This is a genomic window from Hylemonella sp. P2_B10 (assembly GCF_056404875.1).
Genome location: NZ_JBFUDE010000001.1, coordinates 1124016 through 1149192, shown reverse-complemented (window position 1 = coordinate 1149192; position 25177 = coordinate 1124016). Strand labels below are relative to the sequence as shown.

Genomic DNA, 25177 nt, shown 5'->3' with positions numbered 1-25177 from the left:
TGGCTTCGCATTGCGCGTGGCTGCGGGGCTGGGCCTTGGCGCCCGCAGGAGCCGGCGTCAGGTGGTTTGGTGATGTTTTTTGGCATCAAAATATGCCGCGAATCGGTCATTGCCGCCAGTGGCAGGTTCAGCAGCCCGGCGCGTCGGCCCGCAGCGCCTGCTGCAGGATCAACGGGATAACACCGCCAGCGCGCAACAGCGTCACTTCCAGTTGCGTCTCCACAGCGGCGCGGGCGCTGAAGGTCTGGCGCTCGCCGTTGGTGCGCAGCACCTGCACGGGCACGGCGCAACGCGGCTGCAGGCCTGCGTCGGGTGCATCCACCGTGATGCGGTCGCCCGGCCGTAACGCCAGGGTCTGTGGCGTGATGCCCTGAGGCAGCAGCAGCGGCAGAATGCCCATGCCCACCAGGTTGCTGCGGTGTATGCGCTCGAAGCTCACCGCCAGAACCGCGCGCACGCCCAGCAGGCGCGGGCCCTTGGCGGCCCAGTCGCGCGAGGAACCGGTGCCGTAGCGCTCGCCCGCCACCAGCACCACGGCTTCGCCCGCCAATGCATGGCGCTGCGCCACCTGCCAAATCGGCAGCACCTCCCCGCTGGGGGCATGCAGCGTGTGCGCCACGGGAAGGTGGGGGGCCAGCAGGTTGCGCAGCGTCTTGCTGTGGAAGGTGGCGCGCAGCATCACCTCCCAGTTGCCGCGCCGCGCCGCGAACACGTTCAGGTCGTCACGCGGCTCGCCTTGCGCCACCAGGAAATCGGCCACCCCACTGTCCGGGGGAATGGCGCTGGCCGGCGAGATGTGGTCGGTGGTGACGTCGTCGCCCAGCACCAGCAGCGGGTAGGCGCTGTAGTGCCCCAGTTGGCTACCGGCTTCGGCGGACACGAAAGGTGGTGGTTTGAGTGTGGTGGAGGCCGGGTTCCACGGGAAGCAGGGCGTGTCCGGTGCCTGCAGGGCCTCCCACTGCGCGTTGTGGCTGGCGAGCCGGAAGGCGCGGCGGTAGTCCGCCGGGTTGGCGGCTTGCCAGGCCAGCGTGTCTATTTCGGCGTCGCTGGGCCACAGCGCCTGCCAGTGCACCGGCTGGCCGTCAGGAGTGTGCTGCACGGGTTCGGCGCTGAGATCCACCTCGGCGTCGCCAGCCAATGCGAACAGCAGCACCAGCGCTGGCGACATCAGGAAGGCCAGCGACACATCCGGGTGCACGCGGCCGGGGAAGTTGCGGTTGCCCGACAGGGCCGCCACCGGCTGGACCGTGCCGGCGGCCTGGGCCAGGCGTATGGCGTCGGTCAACGGCCCGGCATTGCCGATGCAGGTGGTGCAGCCGTAGCCCACGATGTCAAAGCCCAGTGCCGCCAGGTCATCGAGCAGGCCGGCGCGCTGCAGGTAGTCCGCGGCGGCTGGCGAGCCCGGTGCCAGCGATGTCTTCACCCATGGCGGCACGCGCAGGCCCAAGCGCCGCGCCTTGCGCGCCACCAGGCCGGCGGCGATCAGCAGCCGTGGGTCGCTGGTGTTGGTGCAACTGGTGATGGCCGCCACGGCCACCGGGTGGCGTGGCAACGCGGTGGTGGACCCGGGCGCAGGCGGCTGGAAGCCCAGCGCCGCCAGGCTGGCCCTGGCCTGGCCGAAGTGCAGCAGGTCCTGCGGCCGCTGCGGGCCGGCGATGTGCATGCCCACGCGGCCCAAGTCCAGCGCCAGCGTGCGCGTGTAGCGCGCCGCAGCCAGCGGGTCCAGCCACAGGCCGGCATGGCGAGCGAACGCCTCGACCCGTTGCAGCTGGGCCTCGTCCCGCCCGGTGGCGCGCAGGTAGTCCAGCGTGCGCTCATCGATGGGGAAGTAGCCGGTGGTGGCGCCGTATTCGGGCGCCATGTTGGCCAGCACGCAGCGCTGGTTGGCGTCCAGCGCGGCCACGCCGGGGCCGAAGAACTCGACAAAGTCGCCCGCAACGCCCAGGGCGCGCAGTTCTTTCGTCACCACCAGCGCCAGGTCAGTGGCCTGCACACCGGGGTTCAGGCGCCCGCTCAGCCGCACGCCCACCACGTCGGGCAGGCGCAGCATCGTCGGCATGCCGAACATCACCGTCTGCGCCTCCAACCCGCCCACGCCCCAGCCCAACACACCCAGGCCATTGACCATCGGGGTGTGGCTGTCGGTGCCTATCAGCGTGTCGGGCACCAGCCAGCGCTGGCCGCCGCGCTCTTCGCGCGTCACCACGGTGGCCAGTTGCTCCATGTTCAGCGTGTGCATGATGCCGGTGCCCGGCGGGTTGATGTGCACGCCGCGCAGCGTGCCCGAGGCCCAGCGCAGGAAGCGGTAGCGCTCCTGGTTGCGCCGCATTTCGTGCGCCAGGTTGATGGCCGGCGCATCGGCCCGGCCATGCACCTGCACCGCCAGCGAGTGGTCCACCGACACCTCGACCGGCAGGCGCGGGTTCAGCGCCAGCGGGTCAGCGCCGGCCTGGGCCAGCACGTCGCGCATGGCGGCGATGTCCACCAGCGCCGGGGTGCTGGTGGTGTCGTGCATCAGCACGCGGCCGGGCTGGAAAGCCACCTCGGCTTCGCTGCGGCCACTCGCCAGCCAGGCTTGCATGGCTGCCAGGCCGGCACGGCGTTCGTCCCCCTGGGTGCAGCGCAGCAGGTTTTCCAGCAGCACCCGCAACACCAGCGGCAGGCGCGCCAACTCCGGGCCGAAGGCGCCGGCCAGGTCGACCACCCGCAGGGGCTCGCCGGCCACGGTCAACGCGGTGGGCGGAAAGTCCTCAGGGCTGTGGCTGGCGCTGGCGGATTGCGGCTGCATGGCGATGGTTGGGCTGGCTGGGATGGGCAGGGGTTCACTCCAGCTTGATGTTCTTCGCCTTGACCAGCGCCGACCAGCGGCGTGATTCGGCGGCGATGAAGGCGCCGAAGTCTTCTGGCGTGCCGCTGCCGGCCACGTTGCCCAGGCTGGTGATCTTCTCGCGCATGTCGGGTGCGGCCAATGCCTTGTTGAAGGCTTCGTTGAGCTTCTTCACCACCGCCGGCGGCGTGCCCTTGGGCGCCACCACGCCCAGCCAGTTTGACACCACGACCTGCGGCATGCCCAGTTCGGCCATGGTGGGCACGTCGGGCAGGCTGGGCAGGCGCTTGTCGCTGGTGACGGCCAGCGCGCGCGTCTTGCCGGCGCGTATGCCGGGAATGGCGGCATAGGTCTGCTCGAACATCAGGTCCACCTCGCCGGCCAGCAGCGCGGTGCTGGACGGGCCGCCGCCCTTGTAAGGCACGGTCAGCATGCGGATGCCGGCGGCGTCCTGGAACAGCTCGCCGGCCAGGTGGTGGGCGCCACCGACACCGGCGTTGGCCAGGCTCAGCGAATCCGGTTTGGCTTTGGCGGCGGCGACCACATCCTTGATGTTCTTGTATGGTTTTTCAACCCGCGTCACCAGCACCAGCGGCGAGATCTCGATCAACACCACGGGTACGAAGTCCTTGGCCGGGTCGAAGCCCATCTTGGGGTACAGCCAGGGGTTGACTGTCAGCGGCCCCATGGCGCCTATGCCCAGTGTGTAGCCGTCGGGGTTGGCGCGGGCCACGAAGTCATGGCCGATGTTGCCGCTGGCACCGGGCTTGTTGTCCACGATGATGGGCTGGCCCAATGTGTTGCCCACGGTCACGCCCAGCTGGCGCGCGCGCATGTCGTTGTTGCCGCCGGCTGAGAACGACACCACCAGGGAGATCGGCTTGGCGGGGTAGGCCGGCGCCTGCGCCCGGGCGCTGCCCAGGAACAGCGCAGCCAGGCCAGCCACGGCCAGCAGGCCAGCGCGCCGACGCAGGGTGGCGGCAGGTAGAGTGGGGGAAGAGAGTTGTTTCATCATCAGGTGCTCGGTTGGGGGTGAAGATGGGCGGGGGGAATGGCCTGGGTGGCCTCAGCGCAGGCTCAGCTCGGCCAGCGCGGTTTCCACGCGCGGCAGCATCAGCCGGTAGCCTTCGGCATTGGGGTGCAGGCCGTCGGCACTCAGCCGGGCCGGCAGGCTGCCGTCGGCCTCGGCCAGCGCGGCGTGGTAGTCGGCAAAGCGCAGGCCGCGCGCAGTGGCGAACTCGCGCAGCCAGGCGTTGGCGCGGCGCAGCGTGGGCGGGTCGCGCGCCAGCCGGGCGCTGTCGGTGCCCAGCGGCGGCAATGCGCACAGCACCAGCGCGATGCCGCGCGCCTGGGCGATGTCGGCCATGGCGGTGACGTTGCGGCGCAGGCGTGCCAGCACACTGTCGGCGGTGCTGACGGCGGCCGGGTCACCCACATAAACGCGCAGGTCATTGGTGCCGGCCAGCAGCACCACGGCGGTAGGGGCCAGCGCCACCACGTCGTCTTCGAAGCGCAGCAGCATCTGGGTGCTGTTCTGGCCCGGTATGCCTCGGTTCAGCACCAGCTGGTGCTGCGCCGCAGGCAAGGCCTGTTCCGGCCAGTGGAAGGTGATGGAGTCGCCCATCAGCACGATGCGCGCCCGCTTGTCGGTCAGGGCGGCCAGCTTCTGGTTGGCCTCGCGGTAGTGGCCGACATCGGCCAGGTCATCCTGCTGCACCATCCACTTGGCGGCGAAGTCGTGCAGCTTCATGTCGGGCAGGCCGCGCGGCTCGGCGGCCGGCGCGCGCTGCTGCTGAGCCAGCGCGGGTGCCGCCAGCAGCAGCGACAGCAACAGGGCCCTGGCGCCAGCCCAGGGCGGCCGCGTATGCGTGGCAAGCTGTTTCATGCGTGTCTCCTCAATTCAGCGGGGCGGATGTATTTTGGTTCCTGCCGTTCTCCTTGGGTGGAAACTGGCTTGAATATTTTGTGATCATAAAATACACTTTAACTGTAGCACGTTTGGCGTGCCACCACCATCCCCAACGACCAAGGACCCAGTTCTGTGACCCCCACCTTCCCCCTGAAACGCCTGACCCCCTTTGCACTGACTGCACTGGCTGCGCTGCTGGCCTGCCCGGCTGCCCATGCCACCCCCGCAGCAACCAAGCCCGAGGCCAAACCCGCCGCAGGGGAGAGCTATGCGCTGGAGCGCGTGACCCCGGTGCGCAGCAGCAACACCGGCTGGGACTACAACACCATCGACCCCTTGCGCGGCCGCATGTTCATCGCCCACCGCAAAGACGGCCTGCAGGTGTATGACCTGCGCCGTGGCCGCATGATCAAGACGCTGGCCAAATCCGAAGGCACCAACACCTCGGCGCTGGCGCTGAAGCTGGACTTGGGGCTGGCCGGCACCACCGACGGTGAGGTGGTGGTGTTCAAACCCTCCACACTGCAGACGCTGAAGCGCTACAAGAGCAGCACCGGCGGCTTTGACGGCGCCACCTACGACCCGGTCAGCCAGCGCTTCGCCATCGTGGGCGAGGCCGACCATGACAAGCACAGCACACCTGTGCTGTTTTTCGACGCCCGCACCGGCGAGCCGGTGGGCCAGGTGGAGCTGGCCAGCGAGAAGGTGGACGCCCCCCGGCCCGACGACAGCGGCCACATCTTCCTGCCGCTGCGCGACAAGGCCCAGGTGGCGCGCGTGGACACCCGCACGCTGGCGCAGGACGCGCTGTGGCCACTGGCCACTGCCAACTGCGCACAACCGGCCTCGCTGGATGTGGACGTGGCGCAACAGCGCCTGTTCGTGGCCTGCCGCGGTAAGGGCGCCAGCGAACCGGTGCTGCTGGTGCTGGACACCGTCGCTGGCAAACAGGTGGCGCGCGTGCGCATAGGCCGTGGCACTGACGATGTGTTCTTTGATGCGGCACGCAAATCCGTGGTCACCGTGAACGGCGAGGACGCCACCATGACCGTGATCGGCCAGCGCTCGGCCGACGACTACCAGCTGGTGCAGACCGTCAGCACCCGCCCTATGGCGCGCACCGGTGTGCTGGACGAGGCCAGCGGCAAGATACACCTCATCACCGCCCAGTTTGTCCACGTGTACGACACCGCAGGCACGCCGGTGACCACCTTCCAGCCCGACAGCTTCGTGGTGCTCAGCTATGGGCGCAAGAAGCTGGTGGCGGGGGAAGCGGACGACTGAGTAGGCCTGCAAACAAAACGACAAAGGGCGCCCTGGGGCGCCCTTTTCCACTTTGTGGCGAAGGTTGACCTGCGCCTCAGCGCGCGTCCACCGTTTGCGCCACGGTGTTCTCGGTCTCGCTGCGAATGCTGGCCTTGGTCTCATTCAGTTTCTGCCACACCGGGTCGTTGCGCAGGCCCTCACGCACCTTGGCCACCACCTCGTCGCGGCGGCCATAGGCCTGCAGGTCGCGGTATTGGTAGACGAACAGTGCATCCCAGGGTTTGCCTACCGGTGAGCGGTTCATGTAGAAGCGGTAGCTGCTGAGCACGCCTTCCTTCATCCAGCCTTCCACCTGCGGCAGCACATACGCGGCCACATACTTGCGGTATTCACCGGCGGCGTTGTAGTCGTAGGGGATCACGTAGTACACGCTGTCACGGCTGTGGCTGGCCGCGTCGGGCACGGCACCGGACCAGGCCAGGTCGGCCCAGTAGGTGTCCACAGGGCGCGCCAGCTTCAACCCGTTGACGTTCAGGCCACCGGGGCTGGTGCGCTCCAGCGCCAGCCAGCGGCCGACGTCGGCCGAGCGGTTGAAGTTCAGCACCAGCATGGCGTCCCAGGTGTAGGAGCTGTTGAAGACATTGAACAGGATCTGGTAGTCCTTCAGCACGCCTTCCTTCACCCACTGCTCGGGCAGCGTGCGGCCCTCACCCGCCAGCCAGGCGCGGAAGGCTGGGCGGTCGCGTGCCTCGCCGCGGTAGGTGACCAGCAACTGGCGGGCGCCCTTGTCGTCGGCCTCGGCGGCATGGGCGGGCTGGGTGCCCAGCAGCAATTGGGCCAGGAACCAGGCCAGCAGCAGCCAGGCGATCAATGGCGGCAGCAAACGGATGCGGGGGGTCAAGAGGGTGCGGGGCATGGTGCGGGGGCTCCTGGTGGCTGGGCAAGGGATGGCGGGCAATTTGTTGTCGCGAATTGTTGCGGCTAAGTGCATATTGTGATACAAAAAGACAATTTTTGAAACAGGGCAGCTGCAATTTGCAGCACTGCCGCAACGCCGCCGCCTGCCGGCACTGGAAAGGACACATGTTGATACCCCGCACACCTTTGAGCGCACTGGCCTGCCTGGGTCTGGCGCTGGCCTGCAGTGGCAGCGCCGTTCAGGCGCAGCCTGCCACGGGCAGCACGCCTCGCATTGCGCCACCCGATTGCCAGGCGCGCGTGGGCTACGACCGCGACATGGTGCTGTCTGGCTACCTGATCGCCAAGGACGGCAAGCCGGCCGTCTGCGTGCCCTTCACCACCACCGCGTTCAAGCCGCCGGCCGGCTACAGCGGTGATTACTACGTGGACGAGTTCAGCGACGAGAAGCTGCGCGAGCGCTGGGTCGCCTGCAAGGCCGACGCCGCCTGCATAGGCCGGGTTGGCAAGCCGATTGCCAGCCGGGTGCCGCCGAACCGCGAATACCGCATCACCGACGAGCGCAAGCTGTTGCTGCTGGGCCGCCTGAAAGAAGCGGAGGTGCCGGACCTGGCCGTCATCCGCCGCCCGGCCTACTTTGCCCAGGCGCCCTACAACGAGCCCATCGCCGGCGCCGAAGGCGTGACCTACACGGTGGAATTCACCGCGCCGGCCGAACCCTATGAGCGCATCCACCGCAAGCTGACGGCGGACGTGAAGCTGCGCGGCTGGTATCTGCAGGGCAAGGGCGTGGACGATGGCAAGGGCGGACGGGTGCGCGCGCTGGTCATCATGAGTTCCGGCGGCGGCGGCCGCCTGACCGCCATCGACGACCCGGTGGACCACCTGTACCACATCGACGCCAAGACCGGCAACACGGTGCTGAACGATTTCCCCAACGCCACCACCGGCTCGCCCGGCCAGCGCGACTGGCGCCTGCACATCCACCTGCTGCACCAGGCGGGTTTTGACGTGCTGCACTATGACCGCCGGGGCGTGGGCCTGTCCAGCGGCTACAGCGACACCAACACGCTGCAGCAGGGACGGGACATTCTGAACGTCATCGCCGCACTGGGCACCGGTGAAGGCATGCGCGTGCTGACGCCGGCCAAGGAAACGCGCCAAGGGCTGCCCGCCGCGCAGGCGTTGCTGGCCGGTGCCAATGCCGCCACCCGTCCCATCGTGCTGATGGGCAGCTCGCGCGGCACCATGTCCACCGGCTGGGCCATGGCGCGCAACTTCGACAAGGCCTGCGACTACGACCTGCCGGCCATCAGCTGCGGCCCGGCGGTGGGCAACCGCAACATCAAGGGCGCGCTGCTGATCAGCGAGTTCACCAGCGGCGTGGGCTATGTGCCGGCGGACGTTACACCGGTGGACGAGGGGCGCGGCCTGGGGCGCGACCGCCAGCTGTTCATCGCCGGCAGCCAGGTGGAGCACAACATCGTGTTCTTTCCCAGTTCGGCCATCCTGGCCAGCGTGTCCAAATGGCCGGCGGCGTTTTATGCCCGCGGCCTGTGGGACTATGCGGACAGCCTGGAGGGCTCCATCGCCTCGTACGACCGCATTGCGGGCCTGAAGGAACTGGTGGTGGTGCGCGCGCCGCACCCGTTCGAAGTCTGGCCGAAAGAGGAGAAGCGGCGCGTCACCGACCGCATGGTGGCGAACGCCCGGGCCATGGTGCTGGGGCAGACCAGTGTGCCCGGCGGCCGCACCTGGTCCACCATGAAAGAACTGGTGGCCACCGCCAGCGATGTGTGGGAGCCCACCTCGGAGCCCGGCAAGCAGCCCATGCCGCAGGCGGCAGCATCCGCGGCGGGCAAGTAAGCCAGCCGATCAGGTCAGGCCGCGATCAGCGTGCCGGTCAGGTCCGGCAGCTTGCGCAGCCCGGAGTTGATGTTGACGCTGCGCGATAGCGTCAGCGTGTCGCCGTCAAGGCGGCACAGCACAGTGTCGCGAAAGGCGGTCTCGGCGAAGATCCAGGTCAGCTCCAGCGTCTGCGCGTCGCGCCAGCCGGCCGTGGCGACGATGCTGGAGCCGCGCAGCGCATAGCCGTGGTGCAGGTCGCGCCCAGGCATGTAGCCGCGCTGTTCCACCCAGTGCCCCAGGCCGGCTTGCACGCTGTGCTCGCCCTCGGCATCCGTCAGGCGCAAAGTGCACAGACCATCGGCAAAGTCCAGCCGCAGCTGGCTGACGCCGGCAGCGTTGGCCCGCACGGCAAAGCGTTTGCCGTCGATGCGGTCCTGCCATGCCGATGTGCCGCCGGGCGCCGGCATGGGCCGCTGCCAGGCGGCCAGCCGCTGCTGCAACTGGGTGTCGGCAGCGCCACCCTCGGCCACCGGGGCGGCCAGGAAGGCGGCGGGAAAATGTTTCTCGATCTGCGGGAACAGCGTCTGGCTGTTCTCCATCGCACCGATCAGCGCGAAGGTGGCGCCGTACTCGGGGAAGACGATCACCGTCTGCATGAACACGCCGATGGCGCTGAAGGCCTGCGCCGGGCGAATCGCCCAGTGGTAGCCGTAGCGGCTTTCCGGTGGGCCGCCCTGGGGGCGGGTGGCCTGGCGCACCCAGTCCTCGGGCAGCAGGCGCCGGCCTTCCCACACGCCACCCTGGGCGTGCAGGATGCCCAGCTTCAGCAAGTCGGCGGTGGTGGCGGTCAGGCCGTTGCCGCCGGGGTTGATGCCGTCAGGCCCCAGGTCCCAGGTTTCGCCGTGGATGCCCAACGGCTCCAGCAGGCGCGGGCGCAGGTAGTCGTGCAGCGTTTGGCCGGTGGTGCGTGACAGGATGGCCGACAGCATGTAGCTGGCCGCGCTGGTGTAGACGTAGGCGCTGCCGGGGGCGTGCACCACCGGCAGCTTGAAGAACTCGGCGATCCAGCTGCTGCTCAAGCCGCGCCAGATGGCGCCCGAGGTTTCCGAGGCCTGGCCGGTGCGCATGGTCAGCAGGTCTTCCACCGTCATGGCGGCCAGCTTGTCGTCCACCACCGGCGGCAATTCACGCGGGAAGAACGACACCACCTTGTCGCTGAGCTTGAAATGCCCTTCGGCAATCGCCAGCCCGATGGCGCAGGCGGCAAAGCTCTTGGCCGCCGAATGCAGGATGCGCGGCCGGTTGGGGCCGTACGGCCAACGCCAGCCTTCGGCCACCACGTGGCCGTGGCGGTGCAGCATGATGCCGTGCACCTCCAGCTGATGGGTGTCCAGCTCGTCCAGCAGCGCCAGCACGCGCCGGCTGTCCACCCCCATGCTGGCCGGCAGCGCGCGCGCCAGGCCGTCAGCCGCGTGGGTGGGGACGGGGGCCGAGGGGCTGACAAGCTGGGAGAGGTTGGACATGAAGACCGCTGTTTTGTGTGTTGATTTCAGTCGCGGCACCGGGGGAAACACCTGCACCGTGCCGCTTCCCTGTTGCGGGCCGAATTGTTCTTATGCATTTTAAATGAACAAAAGACACATTGCAAGAACTACCGGCTTGCGCGCCATCCCCCATTTGGGGGAAGCCGGCAGTCAAAGGTATGTCCAGCCAGCGCGGTGTGGCATGCCGGGCGGTGGCTTGCCATATCGTCAAATGTTTTTTATACTAACAAAATGCTTTGACGTGGAAAATCCCGAACTCCACGCCCATCCTCTCCCTCTGCAACCTGCACGCCTTCCCCACCCTCCATGATTGCCAGCACCAACCCCGTCAGCAGCGAAGTGATCGCCCGTTTCGATGCCCTGTCCGCCGCGCAGGTGGAGCAGGCCCTGCAGCAGGCGCACAACGCACAGCGTGGCTGGGCGCGCCAGCCGCTGGCGCGGCGGACCGAATTGCTGGGGGCAGTGGCCCAGGTGCTGCGCGCCAGTCGGGAGTCCTACGCGCGCTTGATCACGCTGGAAATGGGCAAGCCGCTGGCCGAGGCGCAGGCCGAAATCGACAAATGCGCCTGGAACTGCGCCTTCTACGCCGAAGCGGCGCCAGACTTCATTGGTGACAAGCCCGTGGCCAGCAATGCCAGCCGCAGCAAGGTGGTGTTCGACCCGCTGGGCCTGGTGTTGGCGGTGATGCCGTGGAACTACCCCTTCTGGCAGGTGCTGCGCTTTGCCGCGCCAGCGCTGGCGGCAGGCAATGGCGCTGTGCTGAAGCACGCCAACAATGTGCCGCAGTGTGCGCTGGCGCTGCAGCAGCTGTTCCGCGAGGCGGGCGCGCCCGAAGGCCTGTTCACCAGCTTGCTGGTGGAGGCTGACCAAGTCAAGCCGCTGATCGAGGACCCGCGCATCGCCGCCGTCACGCTGACCGGTTCCACGCCGGTGGGCAAGCTGGTGGCGTCCCAGGCCGGCGCGGTGCTGAAAAAGCAGGTGCTGGAGCTGGGCGGCTCCGATCCCTTCATCGTGCTGGCCGATGCCGATGTGGCTGCCGCCGCGCAGATGGCCGCCAAGGCGCGCTTCCACAACGCCGGGCAAAGCTGCATCAGCGCCAAACGCTTTATCGTGGAAGAGGCCGTGGCTGACGACTTTGTGCAGGCCTTTTGCGAGGCCAGTCGCCAATGGGTGCTGGGTGACCCGATGGGTGCCGGCGTCACCATGGGCCCGATGGCGCGGCGTAATCTACGCGACGAACTGCACGGCCAGGTGCAGCGCACGCTGGCCGAAGGCGCCGAGCTGCTGCTGGGCGGCATGCTGCCCGAGGGCCGCGGCGCCTTTTACCCCCCCACCGTGCTGGACCATGTGACGCCGCAGATGGCGGCCGGCCGGGAAGAGACTTTCGGCCCGGTGGCGGCGGTGCTGCGCGTGGCAAGCGCGGACCAGGCCATCGCCGTGGCCAATGGCACCGAATTCGGCCTCGGCGCCGCGCTGTGGACGCGTGACCTGGTCCGCGCCGACACGCTGGCGCGCGAACTGGAAGCCGGCTCGGTGTTCATCAACGGCATGGTGGCGTCCGACCCCCGGTTGCCATTTGGCGGCATCAAGCAGTCCGGCTACGGCCGCGAGCTGGGCAGCTTTGGCATGCACGAGTTCACCAACATCAAGACGGTCTGGACCGGCCCAGCGGTATGACGCAACAAGCACGGAGACTTTGATGACCCCACCCGAAGACAATCGCCAGGCCCTGGTGCTGCGGCCCACCGAATTGCCCAGCCACCAGCGCGGTGGCGGCGCCAGCACCACGCCGCTGGTGAATGCGGCGCGCGGCGCCACCGGCTTCATCAACGGCATCACCAGTTTCGAGCCCGGCGCGGCGATTCCCTTCCACAGCCACAACTGCGAGGAGAGTGTGCTGCTGCTGGAAGGCCAGGCGGTGCTGGAGTTTCAAGACGGTCGGCAGATCCCGCTGCAGGCACAGGACGTGACCTGGATACCGCCCAAGCTGCCGCACCGCTTTCGCAACCTGTCGGCCACGCAAGCCATGAAGATCTTCTGGACCTATGCCCGGCTGGACGCCACCCGCACGCTGACCGAGACCGGCGCCACCCGCCTGGTGTCGGCCGAGCACGCGCCCTGACGCCTTTTCCATTCCCACTGTGAGCACCTCATGAACATCCTGGTATTGCCCGGCGACGGCATAGGCCCCGAGATCGTGGACGCGGCCGTCAGCGTGCTGCGCGCGGCCGACGCCCGGCACAAGCTGGTTCTGAACTTTGAATTTGACGACGTCGGCTTTGCCAGCCTGCACAAGCACGGCACCACGCTGCGCCCCGAGCTGCTGGCGCGCGCCCGCGGGTTCGACGGCATCATGCTGGGCACGCAGTCGCATGCCGACTACCCCAAGCCCGAGCAGGGTGGGCGCAATGTGTCGGCGGCCTTCCGTGTCGAGCTGGACCTGTATGCCAATGTGCGCCCGGCGCGCACGCGGCCGTTCCTGGAATCCAACCTGAAGCCGGGCAAGACCATGGACCTGGTGATCATGCGCGAGGCCACCGAGGGCTTCTACCCCGACCGCAACATGGCCCAGGGCTGGGGCGAGATGATGCCCAGCCCGGACATGGCGCTGTCGGTGCGCAAGATCACCCGCCACTGCAGCGAGCGCATCGCCCGCCGCGCCTTCGAGCTGGCGATGAAGCGCCGCAAACTGGTCACCGCCATCCACAAGGCCAACAGCTTCCACATGACCGACGGCCTGTTCCTGCAATGCGTGGCGGATGTGGCCAGGGACTTTCCCGAGGTGCGGCTGGAGCAACTGCTGGTGGACGCCTCCACCGCCCACCTGGTGCGCAACCCCGAACGCTTCGACGTGCTGGTGGCCGAGAATTTTTACGGCGACATCCTGTCCGACCTGGCCAGTGAGCTGTCGGGCAGCCTGGGGTTGGCCGGCTCCATCATGGCCGGTGACGCGCTGTGCTGCGCCCAGGCCCAGCACGGATCGGCGCCCGATATTCAAGGCCAAGACAAGGCCAACCCAGTGTCCATGATCCTGTCCGCCGCCATGCTGCTGAACTGGTTGGGCGAGCACCACGGGCTGGCGAACTTCGTCGCCGCCGCGCGCGACATGGACGGCGCGGTGGACCGTGTGCTGGCGGACCCCGCCAGCCGCACCGCTGACCTGGGCGGCAGCACCGGCTGTGCCGAATTCGGCCGCCGCGTGGCAGCCGCCATCCACAACCCCGTCTGAAACATGAAAGTGATTGCCATGGTCCCCACGCTCTTCAAAACCTTGCTCTCAACTGGCCTGATGGCCGTCGTCGCGCTGGCGCTGGCAACGCACCCGGCCCAGGCCGCGCCGGAAGAAATCCAGGTCTACACGGACGACATCAACGCGCCCGGCGAGTTTGGCCTGGAGCTGCACGTCAACAAGCTGCTGTCCGGCAACGGTCGGCCCGACTACCCCGGTGCGCAGGCGCCGTGGCAGGTGTTGCGCATCACGCCGGAGTTCTCCTACGGTCTGACCAAGGAGATTGAGCTGGGCGCCTACTTCCTGACCTCCATCGACGCGCAAGGCAACGCCACCGTGGACGGCCAGAAGCTGCGCGTCAAGTACATGGCACCCATGCCCGATGGCTCGCCCTGGTACTGGGGTGCCAACCTGGAAGTGGGCCGCGTCAACTACCGGCTGGACCCGAACCCCTGGAACGGCGAGTTGAAGGGCATCCTGGGGTGGCGCAGCCCGCGCTGGAGCTGGGCCGTCAATGCCAGCCTGGGCTTCAAGGTCTCCGGCCCCGAGCCCAGCCCCAGCACCTTGCAGCTGGCCAACCGCGTGGCCTACAAGACGGATGGCGACTATCAGATTGGTCTGGAGAGCTACAACGACCTGGGTGAGCTCGGCAACCTGGGCCGCCTGAACCAGCAAAGCCAACTGCTGTTTGCGGTGGTGGACTTCAGCCTGCGCGGCTGGGACGTCAACCTGGGCTTGGGCCGGGGGCTGACCACCGTGTCCGACCGCTGGGTGCTGAAAGCCATCGTCACCGTGCCTTTCGGGCGCTAGGCGCTTCGCTGCCGGCGTGCGCTTCCAGCAGGCAGTCGTGGAAGGCCAGTGCCAGCCGCTTCGGGGCCGGCGCCTTGCGCCAGATGCACGAGAAGGTGCAGCGGTAGGTCAGCGTGCGCGGCGCCACCGCGCGCATCTGGCCGGCACGAACGAACAGTTCGGCATAGTGGTTGGGCAGAAAGCCCAGGTAGGCGCCTGAGATCACCAGCATGGCCACCGCTTCCTGGTCGGAGGCGGTGGCGCTGCGCTCCAGCCGCTGCCGGTGCGTGAACACCATGTTGGGCGAGTGGTAGTCCAGTCCGGCCAGCGGCTGGCCGCGCAGCGCCGCCCAGCCGCGTTTGGCATCAGGCCCGGTGAACCAGGGGTGGCTGGCGCCGGCATGCAGGTGCATCACCTCGTCAAACAGCGGGTCGTCGGCGAAGGCGCTGGACAAGCGGTGGTCGGGCACGATGCCCAGGTGGTAGCGGCCGTCCATCACGCCGCGTTCAATCATCCCGATGGTGCCCAGGTGCAGGTGCACCGACACCCGGGGCGCCAGTTGCTTGAACAGGCCTATGGCCTGCGCGATGCGCGCCTGCGGGTTGGTGATGGTCTTCTCAAACACCGCCACATGCAGATCGCCGTCCAGGTGCTGGTGGATGTCGTGCACGGTGTCGCGAAAGCCGTTGGTGGCGCCCAGCAGCGCGTCGGCGGCAGCATAGACGCGCTCGCCCTCGGGCGTCAGCTCAAAGCCGGCGCGGCCGCGGCGGCACAGCACCAGGCCCAGGCGCAGTTCCAGGTCCTTCACATGGCGGCTGATGGTGGACATGGCCACGTTCAGCTCCACCTCGGCAGCAGCCATGCCGCCGCAGTCGGCCACCGCCTTGAACACGCGCAGCAGGCGCAGGTCAACGTCGCTCAATTGGCCCAATACAGCAGGTTTCTTCAGTTTCATAAATGCTCAAGTGAACACGCCAATATTGTCATGGATGTTCAGCATGCGCGCCAGCATGATGACGCCTTTCCCGCGTGCCCGCGGTGGGCGCGGCGGCCAACCCCAGATGGAGAGACAGCATGCGCATCGGCGTTCCCAAGGAAATCAAGAACCACGAATACCGGGTCGGGCTGACGCCTGCCAGCGTGCGCGAATTCGTGCAGCAGGGCCACACCGTGGTGGTGCAGCAGGGCGCGGGCGAGGCCATAGGCCTGACGGATGCGCAGTATCTGGCGGCAGGCGCCAGCATCGCCGCCGATGCGGCCACGGTGTTTGACGCCGCCGAGATGGTGGTCAAGGTCAAGGAGCCGCAGCCGGCCGAATGCGCGATGCTGCGCAAGGGCCAGATCCTTTATACCTACCTGCACCTGGCGCCCGACCCGCAGCAGACAGCGGCGCTGGTCAAGTCCGGTGCGGTGTGCTTCGCCTACGAGACCATCACCGGCCCTGGCGGCGGCCTGCCGCTGCTGGCGCCCATGAGCGAAGTGGCCGGCCGCATGGCCATACAGGCCGCCGCCAGCAACCTGGAGAAATCCAAGGGCGGCATGGGCCTGCTGATGGGCGGCGTGCCCGGCGTGGGCGCGGCGCATGTGGTTATCCTCGGCGCCGGCGTGGTGGGCACGCACGCGCTGCAGATGGCGGTGGGCATGGGTGCGCGCGTCACCGTGCTGGACAAGAGTGTGGAGCGGCTGCGCCAGCTGGACCTGGTGTTTGGCAACCGCATCGCTACGCTGTATTCCACCTCTGCCAGCATCGAGGAAGCGGTGCACGGCGCCGATGTGGTGATCGGTGGCGTGCTGCTGCCCGGCGCGGCAGCCCCGAAGTTGGTGACGCGCCAGATGGTGGCGCGCATGAAGCCCGGCAGCGTGGTGGTGGACGTGGCCATCGACCAGGGCGGCTGCTTCGAAACCTCACATGCCACCACCCACGCTGAACCCACCTATGTGGTGGACGGCGTGGTGCACTACTGCGTGGCCAACATGCCCGGCGCGGTGGCGCGCACCTCCACATTCGCGCTGAACAATGCCACGTTGGCTCATGGCCTGGCACTGGCCGGCCTGGGCTGGCGCCATGCTGTTGCGCAAAGCGTACACCTGCGCAACGGCCTGAACGTGTGCCTGGGGCAGGTGACCTGCCAGGCCGTGGCCGAAGCGCTGGGTTACGCGTTCACCGACCCGGTGGCGTTGGCCTGAGGCGCCAGCAGCGCTTCAGGCGTACAGCGCCTCGATCTCCGGCGCGTAGGCCTTGTAGATGCTGCTGCGGCGCACCTTCATGGTGGCGGTGACTTCGCCGTCGTCGTGGTCCAGCTCCTTGGTCAGCAGGTGGAAGCGCCGTATCTGCGACACCGGTGCCAGGCGGTCGTTGCCGCGGCGGATCTCGGCGTCCACCAGTGCGCGCACCTCGGCCAGCTCCACCAGCGAGCGGAAATGGGTGAAGGCCAGGCCACGCGCTTCGGCCCACTTGCCCACAGTCTCGTAGTCGATCTGCACCAGCGCCGAGGCGAACTTGCGCCCCTCGGCCACGACGATGCATTCCTTCACAAAAGGGCTGCCCTTCATGGTGTTCTCGATCTCCGACGGCGTCAGGTTCTTGCCGCCGGCCGTGATCATGATGTCCTTCAGTCGGTCAACGATGCGCACATGGCCCTGCGGCGTCAGCTCCACCACGTCGCCAGTGTGCAACCAGCCGTCGCGGATGGCGCCAGCGGTGGCCTCGGGGTTCTTGTAGTAGCCGGCGAACACCATGTCGCCGTGCACCAGCAGCTCGCCCTGGTCGCCCAGGCGGCATTGGGTGCCGGCTATCGGCGGGCCCACCGTGCCCACCCGCACCTGGTCTAGCGCGTGACCGGTGATCATGCCGGTGGATTCGGTCAGGCCATACACCTCCACCAGCGGCACGCCCAGTGTGCGGAAGAAGCGCACCACATCCGGTGGGATCGGCGCGGCGCCCGTCAGCGCCACCTGGGCGCGGCGCAGGCCGATGAAATTTTGCAGCGCGCGCAGCACCGTCCAATAGGCCAATGCGTAGCGGGCATGCTCTGCCATCGTCCATTCGGCGCGCGGCTTCTCAGCCAGCGGCGCACCGGCCGCCATGGCGCGCTCGAACAGCCAGCGGCGCAGCGGCCCGGTCTCTTGCACCTTGATGCTGATGGCCGCGTGCAGCTTCTCCCAGATGCGCGGCACGCCCAGGAACATGCGCGGCGCCACCTCGCGCAGGTCTTCCTGCACGGTGCGTATGGATTCGCCGAAGTTCACCTGCGAGCCCAGGTACAGCGGCACGAAGTTGGTCAGCATCTGCTCGGCCACGTGGCACAGCGGCAGGTACGACAGGTGGGAGGTCGTGTTGTCCAGCTGCAGCCGCTGCACGATGCCCGGCACCACGCCGCGGATGTTGCGCCAGGTGATCATCGCGCCCTTGGGCGCGCCGGTGGAGCCGGAGGTGTAGATCATCAGCCCCACGTCGTCCAGTGCCTGGCTGCCCAGCGCGTCGCGGACGCGCCCCTCGCCCTCGCTGGCGCGCAGCGCCTGACCGGCGGCTTCCAGGTCGGCAAAGCGGGTGATCAGCGCACGCTCTTCCTCGGCATAGCTGGCCAGGCCCTTGGTCTCCACCATGATGATGCGGCGCAGCCGGGGCAGGGCGGCGCGTGCGGCCAGCAGCTTGTCCACCTGCTCCTGGTCCTCGCACACCACAACCTCCACGTCGGCATGGCCCACCACGTAGGCCACCTCGTTGCTGGGGCTGGTGGGGTACACGCCCACCGTGACGGCGCCAATCAGCCCGGCGCCCATTTGCGCCAGCACCCATTCGACGCGGTTTTCGCTGATCACGCCCACGTGGCTGCCCACGCCCAGGCCAAGCGTGGCGAAACCCAGGCCGACATGCATGGCGCGGCGCTCGTAGTCGGCCCAGCTCAGCGGGTGCCAGATGCCGAAGTCCTTCTGCCGCAATGCCACCCGTTCGGGATGGCGACGCGCCTGCTCGCGCAGCATCTGCGGCAGCGTCTTGGCGGGCAGGTCAAGGCTGGTTTGTGTGCTCATGACAGCCACCTTTTGCGCCGCTTGTAGTGCTTCAGGTCGCGAAAGCTGCGTGTCTGGCCTGCGCCGCCCATGCCGAGGTAGAACTCGCGCACATCCGGGTCGTTGGCCAGGCGTTCGGCACTGCCGTCGATGACGATCTTGCCGTTCTCCATGATGTAGCCGCTGTCGGCCACCGCCAGCGCCACGGCGGCGTTCTGCTCCACCAGCAGCATGGAGACGCCCCGCTCGGCGTTGATGCGGGCGATGATGTTGAAAATCTCTTCCACCAGCTTGGGCGACAGACCCAGCGAGGGCTCGTCCAGCAACATCAGCCGCGGCTGGCCCATCAGCGTGCGGCCTATGGCCAGCATCTGCTGCTCGCCGCCGGACAGGTAGCCGGCCAGGCCCTTGCGACGCTCGTGCAGGCGGGGGAAGTACTCGTACACGCTGTCGAAGTCGGCCTTGCCCGCCTTGCCGCCTGGGCGCGCATAAGTGGCGGCCACCAGGTTTTCTTCCACCGTCAGGTCCTCGAACACGCGCCGGCCCTCCATCACGTGGCCCAGGCCCCGATGTACCAGTTGCTGCGGTGCCAGTTGGGCGGCGCTGGCGCCATCCAACCGGATGTCGCCGGCCACCAGCTCGCCGTCTTCCAGCTGCAGCAGGCCGCAGATGGCCTTCAGCGTGGTGGACTTGCCCGCGCCATTGCTGCCCAGCAGCGCCACGATCTGCCCGCGCGGCACGCGCAGCGACAGGCCGCGCAGCACCTGCACGACCTTGTTGTAGACCACCTCGATGTTGTTCACATCGAGGATGGCCTCTGCCGCTTCGCTCACCGCGCCTGCTGTCATGGGTGTTCAGTTCAGCGCAATCCAGTCCGACGCCGGCACCATCTTCTGCGCCTTCATGTCGGCCTTGTAGACCCGGCCCACGGGGATGGAGTTGCCCTTGATGGTGATGGGCACGCCGATCAGGCCACCGGTGTCGAAGTCCTTGATCGAATTCAGCGCCGCCTTCAGGTTCTTGCCGTCCAGCGGCTTGCCGGCCTCCAGCGTGCGCTTGGCCGCCTCGGTGAACAGCATGGCGGTCAGGAAGCCCTGGATGTAGGCGGTGCTCTGGTACTCGGGCCGCAGCGCGCGTATCTTGTCCAGCATCGGCGACTTGGCCGAGGTGTCGTAATAGTAGCGGTAGGGCATCACACCCATGAAGCCGTCGCCGGCCTCGCCCATCTTCATCACCGTGGAGCTGTCCATGGTCCAGAAGGTGCCCATCCACTTGCTGGTCATGCCCTGGGCCTTGCCCTGCTGCACGAACTCAGGGATGGGTGCCAGCACATAGCCGTGGAAGATGGTGTAGTCGGGCGCGGCGCGGCGCAGCTTGGCGATCTCGGTGGACACATCCACACTGCCGGCCTGCGTCATGATCTTCAGCGCCACATTCAGGCCCAGCTTCTTGGCGGCGGCCTCGCTCTCATCGATCGGGTCGCGGCCGAACTCGGAATCGGAATAGACGAAGGCCACCTTGGCGCCCGGCTTCTCCTTGGCGATGTGGCGCAGCAGGATGCCGAACATCTCGGTGTAATCCGGGCCGACCAGGAACTGGTTGGGGTACTTCTTCGGGTCGTTCAACTCGGTAGCGAAAGAGGCGCCGGCCATCAGGATCTGGCCGTTGCGCTCCAGCTCGGGGTTGATGGTCTTGGAGAATGCGGTGGAGTCGCCGTAGTACAGGTTGACCTTGTTCTGGCTGGTGATCTTCTTGTAGGCCGCCACGGACACGTCCACCTTGTAGCCGGTGTCTTCCGGCACGTAGCGCAGCTTGCGGCCCTTGATGCCGCCGGCGTCGTTGACGATCTTCACGTAGTCGGCCATGCCGGCGTTGATGCCTATGCCGGCGAAGGCGAACACACCGGTCATGGGGATGGAGCCGCCGATCACGATGTCCTCGGCCTGCGCCTGGGCGGTCAGGGGCGCGGCCAGTGCGGCGGCACCAGCCGCGGCGGCCAGCACGATGCTGCGGCGGCGCAGGGAAGGGGCTTGCTTGGAATGTGTCATGGTCTGTCTCCTAGGGTTGTGGGTCAGGGCGAAAAAATCAGTTGCCGGTATCAGTTACGGAACGGCCAGAGGTGGAAGAAGCGGCGGATGCGGCGCCACACCTCGGCCAGGCCGTGCGGCTCGAACACCAGAAAGCCGACGATCAGCAGGCCGAAGACGACGGTGCGCACCGGCGACAGGAACACTGTCATCTCGGTGCCGCCGGGCAGCAGGTTGAACACCACCTTCAGCAGCTCGGGCACCATGGTCATGAACACCGCGCCGAGGATGCCGCCCAGGATGGAGCCCATGCCGCCGACGATGATGGCGGCCAGGAAGAAGATGGACATCTGCAGCGGAAAACTCTCCGGCGTGACAACGCGGAAGAAGTAGGCCCACAGCCCACCGGCCACACCGGCGAAGAACGACGACAGGCCGAAGGACAGCAGCTTGTAGCGCATCAGCGGGATGCCCAGCACCTCGGCCGAGATGTCGCGGTCGCGGATGGCGATGAAGGCTCGGCCCACGCGGGTGCGGAACAGGTTGGCCGTGCCCAGCAGCATCAGCACGGTGACGGGGACGATCAGCCAGTAAAGGCGAAATGACGTGTCCAGCGCCAGCCCGAACAGGCTGGCCGGCGGCATGGACAGGCCGGTGCTGCCGCCGGTGAGCTTCAGGTTGGCGAACAGGAAATGGGCGATGAACGACGCGGCGATGGTGGCAATGGCCAGGTACAGGCCCTTGACGCGCAACGAAGGCACACCCACGATCAGGCCACCCAGCGTGGCCACCGCGCCGCCAGCCAGGAGGTTGACCAAGAAAGGCGTGCCCCAGCGTATCTGCATCACCGCAACCGTGTAGGCGCCCAGCCCCATGAAGGCGGCTTGCCCCAGGCTGACCAGGCCGGTGTAACCGGTCAGGATGTTCAGCCCGCAGGCGCTGGCCACGTTGATGGCCACCAGGCAGGCCAGGTACAGCCAGTAGTCGCTGGCGGCAAACGGGAACAGCAGCAGCGCCGCCGTGCCCACGCCCAGCCAGACCTTCTGCGTGACGGAGTCGAACAGCGCCGCGTCGGCGGTGTAACTTTCCTTCAGCGTGCCTATGCGCATGGTGGGCTACAGCCTTTCGATTTCGTGCGTGCCGAACAGGCCATACGGCCGCACCATCAGCACTGCCACCAGCACCACGAAGGTGGTCAGCAGCTTGTATTCGGCCCCCAGGTAGGCGCCGGCCAGCGCCTCCACCAGGCCCACCAGCAGGCCGGCCACCAGCGCGCCCAGCACGCTGTCCAGTCCACCCACGATGACCACCACCAGCACCGACAGGCCGAACACGCCCATGGACGACGAGATGCCGCCTATGGAGCCCACCACGATGCCCGACACGGCGGCGATCATGCCGGCCGCCACCCAGGCCAGCGAGAACACGCGCGGCACGTTGATGCCCATCATGTAGGCGGCACCCTGGTCCGATGCGGTGGCGCGCAGCGCAACGCCGCCGCGCCAGAAGCGGAACAGCGCCAGCACCAGTGCGATGATGACCGCCGCCAGCAGCGAGCCGTAGGCCACCTTGGGCGACAGCAGCGCGTCGCCAAGCACCACCGGCGTGGTGGGCATGAACTCGGGCAGGCGGCGTTGGTCCGCTGTCCAGATGATCTCCACCATGCCCACCAGGATGGAGGCCAGCCCCACCGTGACCATGAAGGCCGAGATTGGCGGGCGGCCCATCAGCGGGCGGATCATCAGCCGCTCCACCACCGCGCCTAAAGCGCCGGTGCCCAGCATCGCGCCCAGCACGGCGGCCCAGATGGGCGCACCGAATTGCGACGCCAGCGCGAAGAACAGGTAGGCCCCCACCATCAACAGCTCGCCGATGGCGATGTTGACCACCCGCGTGGTCTTGTACACCAGCACGAAGGCCAGGCCGGCCAGCGCATACAGGCCGCCACCGGCCAGGCCGGTGAGGCAGATCTCCAGCAGGTAGCCCCAATCCATCAGGCCACCTCCGCTGTATGGGCGCCGCTGCCGCCACCCCTGAAAGCCTGGCGCAGCTGGCTGAAGTCGCCCGCACCCAGGTAGGCCCGCACCACTTCGGGGTTGGCCTGCACCTGGGCCGGCTTGCCCTGTGCGATGACCTGGCCGAAATTGAGCACCACCACGTGGTCGGACAGGTCCATCACCATGCCCATGTCGTGCTCCACCATCAGCACCGTCACGCCCCATTCGCGCCGCACGTCCAGGATGAAGCGGGCCATGTCCTCGGTCTCTTCGCGGTTCATGCCGGCCACCGGCTCGTCCAGCATCAGCACCTGCGGCTGCATGGCCAGCGCCCGCGCCACCTCGACCCGCTTTTGCAGGCCGTAGGGCAGGGCGGACACCGGCGCGTGGCGGATGTGGTCAATCTCCAGGAAGTCGATGATGCGTTCTTCCACATCACGGCGCAGCTCGGCCTCTTCACGGCGCGCGCGGCCTACGTACAGCACTGCGTCCAGCACGTTGGTCTTCAGGTGGGTGTGGCGGCCCAGCTTGATGTTGTCCAGCACCGTCATGCCGCGAAACAGCGCGATGTTCTGAAAACTGCGTGCCAGCCCCAGCGCCGCGCGCTTCGGCGCCGGCACGCGCGAGATGTCCTGCCCCTTGAACAGCACGCGCCCGCTGGTGGGGCGGTAGAAGCCCGAGATGGCGTTGAACAGCGAGGTCTTGCCGGCGCCGTTCGGGCCGATGACCGCCGTGATGGAGCCTGCCTGCACATCGAAGCCCACGCCGCGCAGCGCCTGCACGCCGCCAAAAGACAGCGTCAGCGCATCCACCTGCAGCAGGGCCTGCGACGGGTGGGGGGCGCCTGGTTCGGCGATGGCGGCGGACATAGGGTTTGCGAGCAAATGGCAGAGGGTTACTTTGGCGTAAAAATATATACTCATCGGTAACATTGCACATACGGACTTTCCCCAGCCTGAGCCGGCGCCCCTCGCACACCCCCATGGCCACCACCCGCGCACCCACTGCCAAAGTGCCCTCACCACGCAGCCCCGCCGCCCGCGCCAAGCCGGCCGGCACCCAGGCTGCCGGGTCCAAAACCGTGCGGGGACGCACCAGCACGTCACCCTGGGCTGCCGGCGGCAAACGCGCCCAGTTGCGCGAATCCAAACGCCAGGCGGTGCTGCAAACGGCGGCGCAGCTGTTCAACGAGCAGGGCTTCCATGCCACCTCGCTGGACGATATCGCGCAGCGGCTGCACGTGACCAAGCCCACGCTGTACTACTACGTGAAAAGCAAGGACGACATCCTGTTGGAGTGCGTGCGCATCGCGCTGGGGATGATGAAGCAGGAGATCGACGCCGTGCGGCGCGACGGCGGCCGCGCGCTGGACCAGCTGATGGCCTGCATGCGCAGCTACCTGACCATCGTCACCCAGGATTTCGGCAGGTGCGTGATACGCATCGGCGAAGACCCGCTGCCGGCGCCCTTGCGCAAGGAGTTGCGCCGGCTGAAGGCCGGCATCGACATGGAGTTCCGCCGCTTGATCGCAGCCGGCATTGAAGAGCAATCCATCGCCCCTTGCGACCCCAAGCTCGCCGCCTTCATGCTGGCCGGCGCCTTGAGCTGGGTGGGCCGCTGGTACCGCAGCGACGGCGATCTGACGCCCGAGCAGATCGCCGATCAGGGCATCGCGCTGCTGCTCAACGGCGTGTTGCGGCAGACGCCACCGCCACTGGCGCCGCGCCGCCCGGCCGCCCGCAAGGCGGCGCACTGACGGGTCGCCGGCGGTGCGGTGCCGGCGCCGAAGATTGGGTAAGCTAGCAGTTCGCATCCGCTGCCGATGAATTCCCAACCTCTTTCCCACCCACCCTGCTCGCGTCGCGATTGGTTGGCGTTGCTGCTGGCCGGTGGCTTGGCGCGCATCGCCAGTGCGGCCGACCAGCCGCCGCTGCGCTTGGTCGTGCCGTTCCCGCCGGCCGGCAGCAGCGACATCCTGGCGCGTGCCATCGCACCCGGCCTGGGGGCCTCTTCGCACCAGACGGTGGTGATAGACAACAAGCCCGGCGCTGGCGGCTCCATAGGCGCCGCCGAGGTGGCGCGCGCTGACGGCGATGGCAACACCTTGCTGATGGCGCATGTGGGCACTTTGGCGGTCAACCCCTGGCTGTACCCCAAGTTGCCTTATGACCCGCTGCGCAGTTTCACCGCTGTCAGCGGCGTGGCGCGCGTGCCCAATGTGCTGGTGGTGACGGCCAGCTCGCCCGCCCGCAGCCTGAAGGAGCTGGTGGCGCTGGCGCACAGTCGCAGCACCTCATTGAGCTACGCCTCCGGCGGCAACGGCAGCGCGGCGCACATCAGCTTCGAGGCGCTGAAGGCGCGCACCGGCATGCCCTTTTTGCATGTGCCCTACAAGGGCACCAACCCTGCGGCCATCGACCTGATGGGCGGCCAGGTGGATGCCACTTTTACCGGCGTCACCGTGTTGCTGCCGCACATCCGCAGCGGGCGACTGCGCGCGCTGGCGGTCTCCAGCAGCCAGCGCCTGGCGGTGCTGCCAGAGGTGCCCACAGTGGCCGAAAGCGGTTACGCCGGCTTCGAGGCTGACCAGTGGTATGGCGTGGTGGTGAATGCCGCCACACCCGCCGCGCGCGTGCGGCGCTTGAGCGATTGGATAGGCCAGGCGCTGGCCCAGCCCGGTGTGGTTCAACAGTTCGCCCAGGAAGGCGCCTTGCCGCTGCGCCTGGGGCCGCAGGAATTCCGCCAGCTGATCGAAGCCGAGCTGCCGCGCTGGGGCGCGGTGGTGCGGGCGGCAGGCGTCAAACTGGACTGA

Annotated in this window: 21 protein-coding genes; 9 read left to right on the top strand and 12 right to left on the bottom strand. The window is 67.8% G+C overall.

Annotation, left to right across the window (positions count from 1 at the left end; translation table 11 throughout):
* Window positions 1-127: 127 nt before the first annotated feature.
* The 3 genes from acnA to AC1DX2_RS05460 are packed head-to-tail and all read right to left on the bottom strand — an operon-like array spanning window position 128 to window position 4712.
* Entirely contained in the window at window positions 128-2788 is a 2661-nt protein-coding gene (gene acnA / locus AC1DX2_RS05470) for an aconitate hydratase AcnA (protein WP_477195269.1), read from the bottom strand.
* 34 nt (window positions 2789-2822) lie between these two features.
* Complete coding sequence (locus AC1DX2_RS05465) at window positions 2823-3842, bottom strand: Bug family tripartite tricarboxylate transporter substrate binding protein (RefSeq protein WP_477195268.1); 1020 nt, start codon at window positions 3840-3842, stop codon at window positions 2823-2825.
* Window positions 3843-3893: 51 nt separating this feature from the next.
* Window positions 3894-4712: a GDSL-type esterase/lipase family protein gene (locus AC1DX2_RS05460; protein ID WP_477195267.1), complete on the bottom strand. Its 819-nt coding sequence runs from the start codon at window positions 4710-4712 to the stop codon at window positions 3894-3896.
* Window positions 4713-4868: 156 nt separating this feature from the next.
* Here AC1DX2_RS05460 and AC1DX2_RS05455 point away from each other — a divergent pair, with 156 nt between their 5' ends.
* Entirely contained in the window at window positions 4869-6020 is a 1152-nt protein-coding gene (locus tag AC1DX2_RS05455; RefSeq protein ID WP_477195266.1) for a YncE family protein, read from the top strand.
* 76 nt (window positions 6021-6096) lie between these two features.
* Here AC1DX2_RS05455 and AC1DX2_RS05450 read toward each other — a convergent pair whose 3' ends face one another.
* Window positions 6097-6918, bottom strand: a complete 822-nt coding sequence (locus AC1DX2_RS05450) for a hypothetical protein (protein ID WP_477195265.1) — start codon at window positions 6916-6918, stop codon at window positions 6097-6099.
* 167 nt (window positions 6919-7085) lie between these two features.
* On the opposite strand from AC1DX2_RS05450, the gene AC1DX2_RS05445 reads away from it, so the two are divergent.
* Window positions 7086-8786, top strand: coding sequence for an alpha/beta hydrolase family protein (locus AC1DX2_RS05445; protein WP_477195264.1), 1701 nt, complete (start codon window positions 7086-7088; stop codon window positions 8784-8786).
* Window positions 8787-8800: 14 nt separating this feature from the next.
* Here AC1DX2_RS05445 and AC1DX2_RS05440 read toward each other — a convergent pair whose 3' ends face one another.
* Complete coding sequence (locus AC1DX2_RS05440; protein ID WP_477195263.1) at window positions 8801-10291, bottom strand: serine hydrolase domain-containing protein; 1491 nt, start codon at window positions 10289-10291, stop codon at window positions 8801-8803.
* Between the two features lie 327 nt (window positions 10292-10618).
* Here AC1DX2_RS05440 and AC1DX2_RS05435 point away from each other — a divergent pair, with 327 nt between their 5' ends.
* Genes AC1DX2_RS05435 through AC1DX2_RS05420 form a run of 4 tightly spaced genes read left to right on the top strand, consistent with a single transcriptional unit; the run spans window position 10619 to window position 14351 of the window.
* Window positions 10619-11989: an NAD-dependent succinate-semialdehyde dehydrogenase gene (locus tag AC1DX2_RS05435; RefSeq protein ID WP_477195262.1), complete on the top strand. Its 1371-nt coding sequence runs from the start codon at window positions 10619-10621 to the stop codon at window positions 11987-11989.
* Between the two features lie 22 nt (window positions 11990-12011).
* Complete coding sequence (locus tag AC1DX2_RS05430) at window positions 12012-12434, top strand: cupin domain-containing protein (protein ID WP_477195261.1); 423 nt, start codon at window positions 12012-12014, stop codon at window positions 12432-12434.
* Between the two features lie 30 nt (window positions 12435-12464).
* A complete protein-coding gene (locus AC1DX2_RS05425) occupies window positions 12465-13541 on the top strand; it encodes an isocitrate/isopropylmalate dehydrogenase family protein (protein ID WP_477195260.1) in 1077 nt (358 codons plus the stop codon).
* A 60-nt stretch (window positions 13542-13601) separates the two neighbouring features.
* Window positions 13602-14351 carry a hypothetical protein gene (locus tag AC1DX2_RS05420; protein WP_477195259.1) on the top strand — a complete coding sequence of 250 codons (750 nt, stop codon included), beginning with the start codon at window positions 13602-13604 and terminating at the stop codon, window positions 14349-14351.
* On the opposite strand, the gene AC1DX2_RS05415 is transcribed toward AC1DX2_RS05420, so the two are convergent.
* Window positions 14329-15285: a LysR family transcriptional regulator gene (locus AC1DX2_RS05415; RefSeq protein ID WP_477195258.1), complete on the bottom strand. Its 957-nt coding sequence runs from the start codon at window positions 15283-15285 to the stop codon at window positions 14329-14331. The two genes, AC1DX2_RS05420 and AC1DX2_RS05415, sit on opposite strands and share 23 nt — an antisense overlap.
* 119 nt (window positions 15286-15404) lie before the next feature.
* Here AC1DX2_RS05415 and ald point away from each other — a divergent pair, with 119 nt between their 5' ends.
* Complete coding sequence (ald, locus tag AC1DX2_RS05410; RefSeq protein ID WP_477195257.1) at window positions 15405-16517, top strand: alanine dehydrogenase; 1113 nt, start codon at window positions 15405-15407, stop codon at window positions 16515-16517.
* A 15-nt stretch (window positions 16518-16532) separates the two neighbouring features.
* Here the strand turns inward: ald and AC1DX2_RS05405 are convergent, their stop codons facing one another.
* From AC1DX2_RS05405 to AC1DX2_RS05380, 6 genes are read right to left on the bottom strand one after another with little or no spacing between them, the layout of a single operon-like run.
* Entirely contained in the window at window positions 16533-18362 is a 1830-nt protein-coding gene (locus AC1DX2_RS05405) for an AMP-dependent synthetase/ligase (protein ID WP_477195256.1), read from the bottom strand.
* Entirely contained in the window at window positions 18359-19189 is an 831-nt protein-coding gene (locus tag AC1DX2_RS05400) for an ABC transporter ATP-binding protein (RefSeq protein ID WP_477195255.1), read from the bottom strand. The genes AC1DX2_RS05405 and AC1DX2_RS05400 overlap by 4 nt, the downstream gene beginning before the upstream one ends.
* Before the next feature lie 6 nt (window positions 19190-19195).
* On the bottom strand, window positions 19196-20389 hold the full coding sequence (locus tag AC1DX2_RS05395) for an ABC transporter substrate-binding protein (RefSeq protein WP_477195254.1): 1194 nt from the start codon (window positions 20387-20389) through the stop codon (window positions 19196-19198).
* A gap of 50 nt (window positions 20390-20439) precedes the next feature.
* Window positions 20440-21477, bottom strand: a complete 1038-nt coding sequence (locus tag AC1DX2_RS05390) for a branched-chain amino acid ABC transporter permease (RefSeq protein ID WP_477195253.1) — start codon at window positions 21475-21477, stop codon at window positions 20440-20442.
* 6 nt (window positions 21478-21483) lie between these two features.
* Window positions 21484-22362, bottom strand: coding sequence for a branched-chain amino acid ABC transporter permease (locus AC1DX2_RS05385; protein ID WP_477195252.1), 879 nt, complete (start codon window positions 22360-22362; stop codon window positions 21484-21486).
* Window positions 22362-23234 (bottom strand): ABC transporter ATP-binding protein, encoded by an 873-nt coding sequence (locus AC1DX2_RS05380; RefSeq protein ID WP_477195251.1) that lies wholly within the window; start codon window positions 23232-23234, stop codon window positions 22362-22364. The genes AC1DX2_RS05385 and AC1DX2_RS05380 overlap by 1 nt, the downstream gene beginning before the upstream one ends.
* 113 nt (window positions 23235-23347) lie before the next feature.
* On the opposite strand from AC1DX2_RS05380, the gene AC1DX2_RS05375 reads away from it, so the two are divergent.
* Together AC1DX2_RS05375 and AC1DX2_RS05370 are read left to right on the top strand one after the other, a co-directional pair.
* Window positions 23348-24121 (top strand): TetR/AcrR family transcriptional regulator, encoded by a 774-nt coding sequence (locus AC1DX2_RS05375; RefSeq protein WP_477195250.1) that lies wholly within the window; start codon window positions 23348-23350, stop codon window positions 24119-24121.
* Between the two features lie 66 nt (window positions 24122-24187).
* Entirely contained in the window at window positions 24188-25177 is a 990-nt protein-coding gene (locus AC1DX2_RS05370) for a Bug family tripartite tricarboxylate transporter substrate binding protein (RefSeq protein WP_477195249.1), read from the top strand.

Excerpts from the sequence above, each read along its gene's own strand:
- AC1DX2_RS05395 (WP_477195254.1), bottom strand. The coding sequence starts at position 20,389 with ATGACACATTCCAAGCAAGCCCCTTCCCTGCGCCGCCGCAGCATCGTG.
- AC1DX2_RS05460 (WP_477195267.1), bottom strand. The coding sequence starts at position 4,712 with ATGAAACAGCTTGCCACGCATACGCGGCCGCCCTGGGCTGGCGCCAGG.
- AC1DX2_RS05370 (WP_477195249.1), top strand. The coding sequence starts at position 24,188 with ATGAATTCCCAACCTCTTTCCCACCCACCCTGCTCGCGTCGCGATTGG.
- AC1DX2_RS05400 (WP_477195255.1), bottom strand. The coding sequence starts at position 19,189 with ATGACAGCAGGCGCGGTGAGCGAAGCGGCAGAGGCCATCCTCGATGTG.
- acnA (WP_477195269.1), bottom strand. The coding sequence starts at position 2,788 with ATGCAGCCGCAATCCGCCAGCGCCAGCCACAGCCCTGAGGACTTTCCG.
- AC1DX2_RS05385 (WP_477195252.1), bottom strand. The coding sequence starts at position 22,362 with ATGGATTGGGGCTACCTGCTGGAGATCTGCCTCACCGGCCTGGCCGGT.
- AC1DX2_RS05465 (WP_477195268.1), bottom strand. The coding sequence starts at position 3,842 with ATGATGAAACAACTCTCTTCCCCCACTCTACCTGCCGCCACCCTGCGT.
- AC1DX2_RS05435 (WP_477195262.1), top strand. The coding sequence starts at position 10,619 with ATGATTGCCAGCACCAACCCCGTCAGCAGCGAAGTGATCGCCCGTTTC.
- AC1DX2_RS05380 (WP_477195251.1), bottom strand. The coding sequence starts at position 23,234 with ATGTCCGCCGCCATCGCCGAACCAGGCGCCCCCCACCCGTCGCAGGCC.
- AC1DX2_RS05415 (WP_477195258.1), bottom strand. The coding sequence starts at position 15,285 with ATGAAACTGAAGAAACCTGCTGTATTGGGCCAATTGAGCGACGTTGAC.
- AC1DX2_RS05390 (WP_477195253.1), bottom strand. The coding sequence starts at position 21,477 with ATGCGCATAGGCACGCTGAAGGAAAGTTACACCGCCGACGCGGCGCTG.
- AC1DX2_RS05425 (WP_477195260.1), top strand. The coding sequence starts at position 12,465 with ATGAACATCCTGGTATTGCCCGGCGACGGCATAGGCCCCGAGATCGTG.
- AC1DX2_RS05445 (WP_477195264.1), top strand. The coding sequence starts at position 7,086 with ATGTTGATACCCCGCACACCTTTGAGCGCACTGGCCTGCCTGGGTCTG.
- AC1DX2_RS05430 (WP_477195261.1), top strand. The coding sequence starts at position 12,012 with ATGACCCCACCCGAAGACAATCGCCAGGCCCTGGTGCTGCGGCCCACC.
- AC1DX2_RS05375 (WP_477195250.1), top strand. The coding sequence starts at position 23,348 with ATGGCCACCACCCGCGCACCCACTGCCAAAGTGCCCTCACCACGCAGC.
- ald (WP_477195257.1), top strand. The coding sequence starts at position 15,405 with ATGCGCATCGGCGTTCCCAAGGAAATCAAGAACCACGAATACCGGGTC.
- AC1DX2_RS05405 (WP_477195256.1), bottom strand. The coding sequence starts at position 18,362 with ATGAGCACACAAACCAGCCTTGACCTGCCCGCCAAGACGCTGCCGCAG.
- AC1DX2_RS05450 (WP_477195265.1), bottom strand. The coding sequence starts at position 6,918 with ATGCCCCGCACCCTCTTGACCCCCCGCATCCGTTTGCTGCCGCCATTG.
- AC1DX2_RS05440 (WP_477195263.1), bottom strand. The coding sequence starts at position 10,291 with ATGTCCAACCTCTCCCAGCTTGTCAGCCCCTCGGCCCCCGTCCCCACC.
- AC1DX2_RS05420 (WP_477195259.1), top strand. The coding sequence starts at position 13,602 with ATGGCCGTCGTCGCGCTGGCGCTGGCAACGCACCCGGCCCAGGCCGCG.